Raw genomic sequence first — 12,184 nt, 5'->3', positions numbered from 1 at the left:
TGGACTACCCCCGAAAGGGGCTGACCGATGACTTCGGCCACGGACGGGCTCCTGCGCCCCAGCGACGGTGACGCTCTGCGTGCTGAGCTGCGCACTCTCGCCTCCGCCAGCAAGCTTCCGGTCGTCTTCGGCGGCGAGGTGCACGCGGGCATGCTGGTGCTCAGCGAATTCGTCGGCACCCGCACCAACGGCATGCGCGGGCTGGCCGTCGCACCCAGCTCCGGGCTGGGCGGCTCGGCGGTGGTGACGGGCAAGCCGCGCTCGGTGTCCGACTATCGCTCGGCCTCGACCATCACCCACCACTACGACGCCCCGGTGCTCGGTGAGGGCCTGCGCGCGGTGGTGGCGGTGCCGGTGGTGGTGAGGGGCGAGGCACGGGCGGTGCTGTACGTGGCCAATCGGGACTCGGGGGTGATCGGCGACCGCATCGCCGACGAGATGGTGCAGGCCGGGCGCCGGCTCGCGACGGAACTGGCCATTCGCGATGAAGTGGATCGGCGGCTGCGGCTGTCCTTCGCGCGGGAGTCCACGACGAGCGCCCATGCCTTCGTCGCCGAAGCCAATGCCGTTGTCACCGAACAACTCCGGGATCTGCATGCGGAACTGCGCGGCATCACCCAGGTGGTCTCGGAGGCCTCGGCCCGCCGGCGCCTGCGCGAGGTGACCGAGAAGCTCGCGCGCCTGGTGTCGGGCGTCGCGGCCCCGGACGACGCGGTGAGCCTCGCGCCCCGGGAACTGGACGTCCTCGCCCACGTCGCGCTGGGCTGCACGAATCTAGAAGCGGCGCAGCGACTTTCGGTGCGCCCGGAGACGGTCAAGAGCTATCTGCGCAGCGCCATGACCAAACTCGGCGCGCACAACCGCCACGAGGCGGTCGTGCGCGCACGCCGCCTCGGGCTCCTTCCGTAACCGAAGGTCGGAGGCAGCGGCCCGCGGCCGGACTCAGTCCGACACGAGGTGGCGGATCGATTCACCGCCCTTGGCGTGATGTAGCCGCCCGAACTTGCTGTCGAGCAGGTGCGCCATGCTGTCGGCGGCTCCGGTGTAGGCGTCCTCGGCGGTGGCCGCGCGGTGGGTGGTCGCCACCGGTGGCTGGCCCTTGGGCCGCGCCTCGAGGCTGCACTTCTTGTCCTCGGAACCACCCTTGTGCCCGTTCACATCGGTGATGTGGGCCTCGACCCGGGTGAGGTGATCAGCGAATCGATCCAGAATCGAAGCGATGGTGTCCGTCGCTTCCTGGGCGATCGCGCCGCCGCCGATGTTCTTGTCGGCGAAGACCTGGATTTGCATGGCATCTCCAATCTCTCGGGTAGCAATCCCCGGAGTAACCGAGGGCTTGCTGACACCTCCGACCATACCTACTCCGACTGAGAGCGGCATGTGGAACAGATCGCGTGGTGGCGTGCGGCTTTCGTGCTCCCCGCTCAGCGGGTGGCCAGATCCAGGACGGTGAGGGCGAGGTCCGTCGCGGCCTCCGGGTGGCCGAGGGCGCGGGCGGCGGCCGACACGGCGGCGCGGGTCCCGGCATCGGTCAGGAGTTCGGTGAGGGCCGTGCGGAGGTTCGCGACGGTGGCATCGTCACCGACGAGGGCGCGAGCGGCATTGTGGTCGGCCAGGATTCGGGCATTGCGGATCTGCTCGCCGCCGACCGAATGCGGGTACGGAATCAGCACCGAGGGCTTGCCCAGTGTGGTGAGCTCGGCGAGAGTCCCTGCGCCGGAACGGGATACGACCACGTCGGTGAGCGCCAGCACATCGGGGAGCTCGGGGCCGACGAACTCCCGCACCAGGTAGCGGCCGCGCACCTCCTCCGGGAGGGTGGCGGCGTGGTCGCGAACCTGCTCGAAGGAGAGCCGCCCGCACTGGTGAATCACATTGGCGGAGTGGAGGAGTTCGGGCAGCAGCTGCCCGATCAGCTCGTTGATCTGCACCGCGCCCTGCGCGCCGCCGGTGATGTAGACCGTCGGCAGGCCGGGGGTGTAGCCCTCCCAGTCGAGAGCCTTGACCGCCGCGGCCGGATCGCCGGTCGTGAGGGTCGGGCGAATCGGGTTGCCGGTGACCACCGCCCGGTCCCGGGCGCGCGCGGGCAGCATGGCGATCGACGCCTCGGAGCTGAGCGCGATACGGTCGGCCATCCGGGCCAGCAGCAGGTTGGCCTTGCCGATGCCGGTGGTCTGCTCGTGGATCACCAGCGGCCGCCGGCGCAGCGCGGCGGCCATGCCGATCGGGGCGCACACGTAGCCGCCGGTGCACAGCACCGCGTCCGGGCGGAACCGGCGCACCACGCCCTGGGCGGTGAGGACGCTGACCGGCACGCGCAGGGCATCCCGCGCATTGTCCTTGTTGAGCATCTTGAGCGGATTGCGGTCGCGGCGTAGCTTGCCGGCCTTGATGCCGGTGAAGTCGATGTCGTTCTCCGCCGCGACCCGCTGCTCCAGGCTGTCGGGCACGCCCACCCACAGCACCTCGGCCGCGGCCCCGGTCTCGGCCGCCAGATCCCGCAGCGCCCGCACGGACGCCACCGCCGGATAGGTGTGCCCGCCCGTGCCGCCACCGGCGACGATCACGCGCACCCGGCCACGGTCGCCCAGTCGCTGCAGGATCGGGGCGCGGTCGGCGGCGGGATTCGGCATGGACGATCCTCCTGGTGTGGGTGGCGGGTGCGGGTGGCGCAGCGCCCAGGCTATCTCGGGCGGGGGCGGGCCGGCCGGTTCGGGAGGTACCGGTCGGTCGGAGAAGATTGCGGTGTTGGCGAGACGGCGACGGGCCTCTACCATGGTTGTGACGCTGATCACGTTGTCGCAGTGAGAGTTCTGACGCGGTTCGTTCGACATATCGCAAACAGCAGCGCAATACCGGCGCCCCCGGCGACCGGAATGCACAACCTCCAGCGAGAGGGCCCTGAATTGAAGCCCTTCACCCTGCCCGATTTCTACACCCCGCATCCCGCCCGGCTCAATCCCCATCACGGGTACGCCCGCGCGCACTCCACCGCATGGGCGCAGCGCATGGGGATGCTCGGCGAGCTCGGAGTCGACGGCAAACCCATCTGGGACGCCGAGAGATTGGACCGGATGGACTACGCGCTGCTGTGCGCGTACACCCATCCCGACTGCGACGCCGAGGCTTTGGCGCTGCTCACCGAGTGGTACATCTGGGTCTTCTATTTCGACGACTGGTTCCTTGCCGAGTACAAGTACACCGGCAACCGGGCCGAAGCCACCCGCTATCTCGCGCGCCTGGAACTGTTCATGGCCGAACCCGGCTGTCCCGCACCGGAACCCGAGACGCCGTCGGAGGCCGGACTGGCCGACTGCTGGGCCCGGACCGTGCCGGTCATGTCCCCGGGCTGGCAGCAGCGCATGCGCCGCTCCACCCACAACCTCATGGTCGAATCCCTCTGGGAACTGGACAATATCGCCCGCGATCGGGTGGCCAATCCGGTCGAGTACATCGAGATGCGCCGCCGGGTGGGCGGCGCGCCCTGGTCGGCCAATCTGGTGGAGTTCGCCTGCGGCGCCGAGGTGCCCGGCCGTTTCGCCGCCGAGCGGCCGCTGCGGGTGCTGTGCGAAACCTTCTCCGACGCAGTGCATCTGCGCAACGACCTGTTCTCCTATGAGCGCGAGGTCCGGGTCGAGGGCGAGAACGCCAATATGGTGCTGGTGCTGGAACGGTTCCTGGGCCTGCCCACGCAGGCGGCCGCGGAGCTGACCAATGACATGCTGACCTCGCGGCTGAAGCAGTTCGAGGACACCGCGTCGGTCGAGGTGCCACAGCTGTTCGTGGAACGCGCGGCCACTCCTGCTGAACAGCTCGCCGTGGCGCGGTACATCGGGGGCCTGCAGGACTGGCAGTCCGGCGGGCACGAGTGGCATCTGCGGTCGAGCCGCTACATGAACAGCGGCGTCGACCGTGGTCCGACCGGGCTGGGCAGCGCGGCCGCCCGGCTCGCGCCGGGGTTGCGAATCCAGCTCGAGCAGCACGTTCCGCCGCCGCGAACACCCGGACCGCTGCCGGTGCGCGGGCTGGTGATGCCGTATCCCGTGTCGATGAATCCGCAGGTGGCGCTGGCTCGCGCGGACGGGCCGAGGTGGGCCGCGGCCGTCGGACTGCTGGATCCGCGGGTCGGCTGGACCGCCGAGACCGTGACCGCCGCCGATTTCGCGGGGCTGATGGCCATGCTCGATCCCGGGGCCGACGCGGCCGCGCTGCTGCTGCGCACCCGCTGGTGCACCTGGGGCACCTACGCCGACGACCTGGCCACCCGGGTATTCCGGGTGGAGCCGGTATCCGGCCGAGATCAGTTGCGGCGCTTGCCGCTTCAGCTCTCCGACAGAACACCCGTACCGCTCACCGCACTCGAATACGGCTTGGCCGCGCTGTGGCGCGATACCGCGGCGGGCTGTGACGAGGCGGGGCGTGAACGCTTGCGGGCGGCCCTGATCGAGCTGTTCGAGGGCTGGGAGTGCGTGCTGGAGAACGAGATTCGGCACCGGCTGCCCGATCCCGTCGACTATCTCGAGCAGCGACGCCTCACCTCGGGCGGGCCGCTGTTCTGCGCACTGGACGCCCTGTATTCGTCCGAAATTGCCGCCGACCCACGGATTTCGGAAATATCGGACTCCAGTATTGTTCGGCAGCTGCAGAATTCGGCCCACGACTACGCCGCCCTCGTCAACGACCTCTATTCGTATCAGAAGGAGATCGAATACGATGAGGAGATCTACAATCTCGTGTATCTCACCCAGTCCTTCCTGGGCTGTTCCCGAGAGCATGCGGCCGATATCGTAGTCGATCTCGCCAATGAACGGTTGACGCAGTTCGAACTCGTCGCGCGCGAACGGCTGCCCGAATTCTTCGCCGACCACGAGCTGCCCGGCGAGGTGCGTGCGGCGCTGCTCGGCCATGTCGACCGGCTGCGTGATCACATGGCCGGAAATCTGCACTGGCACACCAGCACCGGCCGCTATTCCGAGCAGACCCTGCGGGCCTCCCGTCCCAGGCCGGTCATCACCGGCCTGGTCGGCCCCTTCGCCAGCGTGCTCGCCGATCGGGCGGGCCGCCGCTGACCCGCTGCGCCGCGGCCGCCCGGCGGTGTGGCGGCTGTGGACCGGTTCGGCCGGGAACTGGGCATCGCCCTCAAGGCGGGCGAGGACCGGCACGTGCGCTCCGCCGCGGCCATGCTCGCCGGGCCGCCCGCCGAGGATCTGCTGGCGCTGGCCGGTTGTGCCGGCAGCGATAAATCGAATTCGGACAAATGAATTCGACCGGACGGTTCATATTGCGCGGCAATATCTTTTTTTGATGCAACCGTCAAGCGTGCTTAACCCGTAGGCGGCGCACATAGTGGATCGCTTGCGCTGGTGATGCTGGTTTCCCTGCGCGCCGGGTCGCGCAATGTCGTGGGACTTAGGTAATCGATTCACCGGAATCCATTGCTCTAAAACTGCTGGGCTGTCACGATATCCCACACGCGGTGAACGGGTTCGGTGCGATTCACCGTCGAATTGTCGACCAGGCGTGCAACTTTCACATTCGGATGTTTCCGGGCTGCGATACGCCTCCATTCGCCGTGCCTATTTCCCAGGAGTTCGAGCATGACTACGGGAGCTCTCGCCGCACCCGGGCGGCTGCCGGCGCCGGGAGATCCTGCTCCGGGCCAATGGCCGGCGCAGCTGCCGCGATTTCGCAAAGCTGTTGTGCCGCAGCCTGTATGCGGTCAGCGTCCAGGTGGTTCGCATGCTCGACGACGACCTGCTCGCCATTGCCCCGCTGGAACCCGAACCGCCGCTGCCGGCCCTCGAGCCGCCCCACGGCGCACCCGGCCGGTCCCTGCTGCCGCGCCGCCGCCGCGGCGCCAGCGGCATCAACGACATGCTCCCGCCGCGACCGCCGCAGCCCATGCTGCGCGGCGGTCAACGAACCCTCACCCCGAGGAAACCAGAGAGGACGCAATGAACACATCGAGCAATGCAGGTGCCCCCGGCAGCATGACCGACCGGGTGTCGACGCTGGTGAAGGTCCTGCGCTCGGAGGTGCCCGAATGCATCGCCGCGGGCGCGATCGACATGGCCACCGGGATGCTGCTGGCGGTGGAGACCGTCGACAACCATCCCCAGGAGGTCCTCGATCTGCTGGCCGCGGCCACCCTGGAGCTGTTCCAGGGCCGCAATGTGGTGATGATCGAGAACATCTGGAAGGAGCGGCGCGGAATCCGGTTGGAGCGCCACTACTTCCAGGAGATCCTGGTCAACAGCGACAACCTCACCCACCTGTTCGTGCGTGCCGAGAGCAGCGAGGACGTGGTCGTGGTGGTGGTGTGCCGCAAGTCGGTCAATGTCGGCATGCTGTTCGCCCAGACCCGGCGGGTGCTCGAGGACGTCGGCAGGCTCTGACCGTGCGCGCGGCGGGTCGCCGGATCAGGGAATGCGGCCCACCGCGCCCAGCATGGCCACCGCCTCGGGACGCGGATGCGGCCGGTACTCCTCGGGCCGCCAGAGGGTGACCGCGGTGATGCCAGGCGGGGTCAGGGTGAATCCGTCGAAGAACTTGGCGAATTCGGCGCTGGAACGCAATTGGAACGGCACGCCGCTGCGGGCATTGGCCTCCGCGGAGCGGGCCAGGTCGTGCTCGTCGAGGTAGTCGTTGGTGGCGTGCGACATGACCAGGTAGCTGCCGGGGGCCAGGGCGTCGGTGAGCTGCCGGACGAGGTCGTAGGGCCGTAGCTCGTCGGTCATGAAGTGCGCGACCGCGACCACCATGAGCGCGACCGGCTTGCTCAGGTCGATGGTGGCCAGCAGGTCGGGAAGGGTCAGGATGTGCTGCGGGTCACGGAGGTCGGCGTCCAGATACGCGGTCCGGCCCTCGGGGGAGCTGTTGAGCAGATCGCGGGCGTGCACCAGCACGATGGGGTCGTTGTCGACGTAGACGATGCGGGACTCGGGGGCGATGCCCTGCGCGATCTCGTGTACGTTCCCGGCGGTGGGCAGGCCGGTGCCGATGTCGAGGAACTGGCGGATGCCCGCCTCACCGGTCAGATAGGCGACCGCGCGGCGCAGGAAGTTGCGGTTCTCCACCGCGGACAGCTGCACCGTCGGGAACGCCTCGGACACCGCGTCGGCGGACTCGCGATCGGCGGGGAAGTTGTCCTTGCCACCCAGCCAGTAGTCGTACCGGCGCGCCGGATGCGGTTTGGTGGTGTCGACGCGGTCCGCCGCTGATTCCGAGTTCAAAACGCTCACAATCCTTTTCGGCTACTGTCTGAATCTGTCAGCTCCAGTTGCGGATCGGTAGCGACTCTGTACCTTCGGAAACCGGCAGAGCCGTGCGCCCGCCCCCGCAGCATCGCCGGAAGGTTCGTCATGCAGTTGCGCTACAGCCCGTTCGATTTCGATGTCCATGCCGATCCGTACCCTTACTATGCCAGGTTGCGCAGCGAGGCCCCGGTCTACCGGAACGACACCGACGACTTCTGGGCCTTCTCGCGCCACGCCGACGTCCTCGCCGCACTCCGCGATTCGGACCGCTTCTCCAGCGTGAACGGCCTGCGCATGGAACCGGCCTTCTGGGGGCCGCAGGCCGAACGGTTCTTCTCCTTCGTCGCCATGGACCCGCCCAAGCACACCCGGTTGCGCGGCCTGGTGACGCGCGCGTTCACCGCGCACCGGGTGCAGTCGCTGCAGCCACGGCTGCGCGAGATCGCGATCGGCCTGCTGGAACCGCTGCTGGAGCGCGGCAGCTTCGATCTCATGGCCGAGTTCGCCGGTCCCTTCCCGACCGAGGTGATCTCCGAACTGGTCGGCGTGCCCGAGAACGATCGGGAGATGCTGCGCAAGCTCGGCATGGAGATCATGTACACCGAGGAGGAGTCCACCGATCTGCGGCCGGAGGCCATGCAGGCCATCGGCGCGCTGGTGGGCTACTACACCGAGCTCACCATCGAGCGCAGCAAGTCCCGGCAGGAGGATCTGCTCTCGGGTCTGCTCGATGCCGCCGACGGCGATGACCGGCTCACCCCCGAGGAGATCGTCGGCGTCCTGATCCTGCTGGTCGGGGCCGGCATCGAGACCAGCATGCTCACCTTCGGAAATGCCTGGCACGCCGCCTGGCTGCACCCCGACCAGCGCCGGCGGGCCCTCGATGGCCGCATCGACGACTGGATCGCCGAGGCCATGCGCTGGGACCCGGCCACCCAGACCCAGCTGCGCACCACCACCGAACCGGTCGAACTGCACGGCGTGTCGATTCCCTCCGACGCCCGCATCCTGCTCCTCACCGGCGCCGCCAACCGCGACCCGGAGGTCTTCGCCGATCCGGACACCTTCGACCTGGACCGCGACACCTCCGCCTCCTTGGTCTTCGGCAGCGGCCGCCACCACTGCCTCGGCTCCAACCTGGCGCTGCTGGAACTGCGCACGGCGCTGCAGGAAATCGCCTCGCGGGTAACCGATTTCGAGGTCGACCCGGCGGGGCTGCAGCGCATCCACGCCTCCAACAACCGCGGCTTCGCGAGCCTGCCGACCACGGTCACGCTGCGCTGAGCGCTACCTCCGTGCGGTACCGCCGCCGGTCCGGCTCAGCGCAACGAGCCGGGCAGGCGGTCGGTCACCAGGCGGGTGTACGGGCGCAGGGTGAGGCAGATCGAGAGCCAGCACGCGCCGATGAGCCAACCGGCCAGGACGTCGGTGGGCCAGTGCACGCCCAGGTAGAGGCGGGACAGGCCGACCGCCACGGCGAACAGGGCGGCGATGGTGATCACCAGGATGCGGGTGATCCGGCGGGCCAGGACCGGCAGGAGGACCGCGACCAGGATGCCGGCCACGACGGTCGAACCGAGGGCGTGCCCGGACGGGTAGGAGTGATTGGTCTCGGTGACCAGATGGTCGATCACCGGGGGTCGATCGCGGGCGATGAGAAGTTTGCCGAAGAAGACCAGCGCCCCCGCGCCGGCCGCCGCGACGGCGACGAGCACCGCCTGGTCCCAGTACTTCCGCCACGCCAGCAGCACGCACGCCAGGATCGCGTAGATCGCCACCGAGGTGGTGTCACCGGCCGCGCTGACCGCCTTCGCGAGGCCGGTCCAGGTGGCGGTGCGCTGGTCGATGAACCACTGCAACCAGGGGGAATCCGGTCCGGCCGGGCCGTTGTACCAGACCACCACGCAGGTCAGGACGAGAATCACGGCAGCCAGCGCCAGCGCGACCAACGTGCCGGTGAGGGTGCGGCCGGGGAATCCGGCTGGCCGTTTCGTGGTGGACGCTTCCTTCTGCGCAGGGGGTGAGGACAGCATGCCACCGAGGTTGCCATGGCATCGCTGAGAGAACGTTGAGAGCGCGGCCGGGCGGGGCCGGGCCGCCCGCTGCCGGATCGTCGGGCATGCTGGTGCCCGTGCGGGTGCTGGTGGTCGAGGACGAGGAGCGGCTGGCGCGGACGGTGCAGCGCGGGCTCGAGCTGGAGGGGTTCGTGGTGCAGCTCGCCCACACCGGGACCGACGGGCTGTGGGCGGCGGTCGAGGACAGCTTCGATGTGATCGTGCTGGACATCATGCTGCCGGGACTGAGCGGCTACGAGGTGCTGCGCCGGCTGCGTGCCCGGGACGTGACCACGCCGGTGCTCATGCTGACCGCCAAGGACGGCGACTACGAGCAGGCCGACGCACTGGATCTCGGCGCGGACGACTACCTGACCAAGCCCTTCTCCTTCGTGGTGCTCATCGCCCGGCTGCGCGCGCTGCTGCGCCGGCGCGCACCGCAGCAACCGGTGCTGCTGACGGCGGGCGATCTCGTCCTGGACCCGGCGCGGCGCACGGTGCGGCGCGGCGAGACCGCGCTGACGCTGACCCCGCGCGAATTCGGGCTGCTGGAATTCCTGTTGCGGCACAAGGGATTGGCGCTGACCAAGATCGAGATTCTGCGCAATGTGTGGGACGCCCACTACGACGGTCCGGAGAACGTGGTCGAGGTGTACATCGGCTACCTGCGCAAGAAGATCGATGCGCCGTTCGGCAGCACCAGCATCGAGACGCTACGGGGCGTCGGCTACCGCATGGTCGACCCCGACTGGTCCGGCGACGGGCAGGTCGATGACGAATCGGGCTCCGCTCCACGGTGATTCGCCGATCCTGACCGAACCGCCGTGCGCGGCCACGATTTCCGCGACGATGGCCAGGCCGAGCCCGGAGCCACCGGTGGCACGGGCGCGGTCGGCCTCCAATCGCACGAAGCGCCCGAAGACGCGCTCGCGGTCGGCTGCGGGGATGCCGGGACCGTCGTCGTCCACCAGTACCAGGGCGGTGTCGCCGTCGCGCCGGACCGTCACCGCCACCGTGGTGCGGGCGTGCGCGGCTGCATTGTCGACGATATTGCGCAGTGCCCGAGCCAGTTTCGGTTGATCGCCCCGGATCCGCACCGGCTCGATCGCCGTGCGCACCGTGAAGCCGCCCCGCGCCCGCAGGGCCGCGGCCTGCTCGCCGGCCAGATCGTCGAGATCCACATCGCCGGTGCGCATGTCGAGCCCGCTCTCGTCGGCGGCGGCCAGGGTCAGCAGATCCTCGATGAGGTGCCGCATGCGCTCGGTCTCGGGCAGCAGTGTGCCGCCGATCAATTCGGCGTCCAGCACCTCGGGCCGGTCCCGGGCGAGCTCGAGGGCGGCGGTGACCGCGGCGAGCGGGCTGCGCAGTTCGTGTGAGGCGTCGCCGACGAAGCGCCGCTGGGCCGCGTGCCCGGCCTCGATGCGGGCGAGCATGTCGTTCATGGTCTCGGCCAGCCGGGCGATCTCGTCGCGCGCCACCGGCACCGGCACCCGCTCCGACAGTCCGGCCGCGCCGATGCCCGCCACCCGGCTGCGGATCTCCTCGACCGATCGCAGTGACCGCCCCACCAGCAGGTAGGTGGCCAGCGCGGCCGCCGCCACCACCAGGGGCCCGCCCACCGCCACCAGGACCGCGACCCGCTTCACCGCGTGCTCGGCCGGTTCGCTGTCGCCCGCGACCAGCACGAGGTACCGGCCGCCCGGTGCGGACAGGGTGTGGGCCGACACCCGCAGGTCCTCGTCGTACGCGGAGACCGGCCGGCGCGCGGTCTCTCTCGCGCCCACGGTCCCCGGGTCCAGCAGCGGTGCCGACAGCTTCGCGTTCGACTCCCGCGCGATCCGCCCCTGCGGGTCGATGACCTGCACCACTCCGATCTGCCCGGTCGCCTCGAACAGCGAATTCGGCAGCTCGGCCACCGAATTCCGGGTCAGCTCACTGGCGATGGTCTCGGCCCGCGTGCCGGCCGCCGTATCGATCTCCCGCAGCAGCGACCGATTCAGCAGTCCGAGCATGGCTCCCGCCGCCAGCAGCAGCACCGCACCCACGGTCAGCGCGGCCGCGATGGCCGACCGAATCCGCAACCCCCAGTGCGAGGGCCGCAACCATTTCCGGATCCGATTCACGTCCCCATCATGGGTCACCCGCGCGCCGGGTTGTCCAACAGGCCGCGGTTGACCAGGCCGAGCACCTGATCGACCGCGAAATCGATGTCGGCGCGGGTGGTGGGCAGTGACCCGTCCAGCAGCAGGGCGGCCAGTCCGTGGACCGCCGACCAGGCGGCGATGTCCGCACCGGGCCGCAGCCTCGGGTCGAGGAGTCCGGCGGCCTGCGTCTCGTCGAGGACCTGGCCGAGGATGCGGTGCGGGTCGTCGGCCGGTTCGTCCGCGGCATCGGATGCGGCGGGCGAGTGTGCGCCGAAGGCGGTGCGGAACAGGCCGGTGTGGGTGAGCGCGAAATCGATGTAGGCCGCGCCGACCGCGTGCAGGCGGCCGCGCGGGTCGTCGGTGCGGGCGATGCGCCGGCGCATCTCGGCCGCGAGTGCCGCGCGGGCGCGGCGGGATACCTCGGCGAGCAGGGCCTCACGATCGGCGAAGTGCCGGTAGGCGGCCGAATGCGACACCCCGGCGGTGCGGGCGACCTCGCGCAGGACCACTCGGTCGGGTCCGCCGTCGTCGGCCAGTGCGAGCCCGGCGTCGACGAGGGCCGCGCGCAGGGCGCCATGGTGATAGGTGGTGCGGCGGTCGGGGGCAGCTGGACTCATAACGTCAGGATTGCACATTCGGCCGATATGTTGACGACGGTCACATGAGCTCACATACTCGTAGATGTGACCAATGGAAACATCATGGTCCGCCACCCGGTCTTCGAATGAAA

The 12,184-nt window shown here is 69.5% G+C and carries 13 protein-coding genes; 7 read left to right on the top strand and 6 right to left on the bottom strand.

All coding sequences use genetic code 11. The annotated features are described in order from the left end of the window. The first annotated feature begins 27 nt into the window (after positions 1–27). The gene (locus ACFXHE_RS02620; protein WP_379379078.1) at positions 28–909 is read left to right on the top strand and encodes a response regulator transcription factor; all 882 of its coding nucleotides are present in this window, start codon (positions 28–30) and stop codon (positions 907–909) included. A gap of 33 nt (positions 910–942) precedes the next feature. On the opposite strand, the gene ACFXHE_RS02615 is transcribed toward ACFXHE_RS02620, so the two are convergent. Both ACFXHE_RS02615 and ACFXHE_RS02610 read right to left on the bottom strand, forming a co-directional pair. Continuing rightward, entirely contained in the window at positions 943–1,290 is a 348-nt protein-coding gene (locus ACFXHE_RS02615) for a ribosomal subunit interface protein (RefSeq protein ID WP_364608230.1), read from the bottom strand. A gap of 134 nt (positions 1,291–1,424) precedes the next feature. Continuing rightward, the gene (locus ACFXHE_RS02610) at positions 1,425–2,633 is read right to left on the bottom strand and encodes a glycosyltransferase (protein ID WP_379379076.1); all 1,209 of its coding nucleotides are present in this window, start codon (positions 2,631–2,633) and stop codon (positions 1,425–1,427) included. Positions 2,634–2,906: 273 nt separating this feature from the next. Between ACFXHE_RS02610 and ACFXHE_RS02605 the strand changes: the two genes are divergently transcribed. The 4 genes from ACFXHE_RS02605 to ACFXHE_RS02590 all read left to right on the top strand — a co-directional run bounded on the left by ACFXHE_RS02605 (position 2,907) and on the right by ACFXHE_RS02590 (position 6,395). Continuing rightward, positions 2,907–5,069 (top strand): germacradienol/geosmin synthase, encoded by a 2,163-nt coding sequence (locus tag ACFXHE_RS02605; RefSeq protein ID WP_379379074.1) that lies wholly within the window; start codon positions 2,907–2,909, stop codon positions 5,067–5,069. A 36-nt stretch (positions 5,070–5,105) separates the two neighbouring features. After that, a complete protein-coding gene (locus tag ACFXHE_RS02600) occupies positions 5,106–5,261 on the top strand; it encodes a hypothetical protein (RefSeq protein ID WP_379379072.1) in 156 nt (51 codons plus the stop codon). Positions 5,262–5,739: 478 nt separating this feature from the next. Beyond that, positions 5,740–5,958, top strand: coding sequence for a hypothetical protein (locus ACFXHE_RS02595; protein WP_379379070.1), 219 nt, complete (start codon positions 5,740–5,742; stop codon positions 5,956–5,958). A 32-nt stretch (positions 5,959–5,990) separates the two neighbouring features. After that, positions 5,991–6,395, top strand: a complete 405-nt coding sequence (locus ACFXHE_RS02590; protein ID WP_379379068.1) for a hypothetical protein — start codon at positions 5,991–5,993, stop codon at positions 6,393–6,395. Positions 6,396–6,419: 24 nt separating this feature from the next. Here ACFXHE_RS02590 and ACFXHE_RS02585 read toward each other — a convergent pair whose 3' ends face one another. Then, positions 6,420–7,241 (bottom strand): SAM-dependent methyltransferase, encoded by an 822-nt coding sequence (locus ACFXHE_RS02585; RefSeq protein ID WP_379379066.1) that lies wholly within the window; start codon positions 7,239–7,241, stop codon positions 6,420–6,422. 120 nt (positions 7,242–7,361) lie between these two features. Here ACFXHE_RS02585 and ACFXHE_RS02580 point away from each other — a divergent pair, with 120 nt between their 5' ends. Beyond that, on the top strand, positions 7,362–8,540 hold the full coding sequence (locus ACFXHE_RS02580; protein WP_379379064.1) for a cytochrome P450: 1,179 nt from the start codon (positions 7,362–7,364) through the stop codon (positions 8,538–8,540). Between the two features lie 35 nt (positions 8,541–8,575). Here ACFXHE_RS02580 and ACFXHE_RS02575 read toward each other — a convergent pair whose 3' ends face one another. Then, entirely contained in the window at positions 8,576–9,289 is a 714-nt protein-coding gene (locus ACFXHE_RS02575; protein WP_379379062.1) for a phosphatase PAP2 family protein, read from the bottom strand. A 98-nt stretch (positions 9,290–9,387) separates the two neighbouring features. On the opposite strand from ACFXHE_RS02575, the gene ACFXHE_RS02570 reads away from it, so the two are divergent. Further along, positions 9,388–10,110, top strand: a complete 723-nt coding sequence (locus tag ACFXHE_RS02570; RefSeq protein WP_379380354.1) for a response regulator transcription factor — start codon at positions 9,388–9,390, stop codon at positions 10,108–10,110. On the opposite strand, the gene ACFXHE_RS02565 is transcribed toward ACFXHE_RS02570, so the two are convergent. Further along, positions 10,024–11,433 (bottom strand): sensor histidine kinase, encoded by a 1,410-nt coding sequence (locus ACFXHE_RS02565; protein ID WP_379379060.1) that lies wholly within the window; start codon positions 11,431–11,433, stop codon positions 10,024–10,026. The two genes, ACFXHE_RS02570 and ACFXHE_RS02565, sit on opposite strands and share 87 nt — an antisense overlap. 14 nt (positions 11,434–11,447) lie before the next feature. Continuing rightward, complete coding sequence (locus tag ACFXHE_RS02560; RefSeq protein ID WP_379379058.1) at positions 11,448–12,071, bottom strand: TetR/AcrR family transcriptional regulator; 624 nt, start codon at positions 12,069–12,071, stop codon at positions 11,448–11,450. Positions 12,072–12,184: the final 113 nt, after the last annotated feature.

Origin of the sequence: Nocardia sp. NPDC059229 (assembly GCF_042754165.1) — a bacterium.
Taxonomy (GTDB): Bacteria; Actinomycetota; Actinomycetes; order Mycobacteriales; family Mycobacteriaceae; genus Nocardia.
Note: the sequence above shows the minus strand (reverse complement) of the source record. Positions and strands in the feature narration are given on the sequence as shown.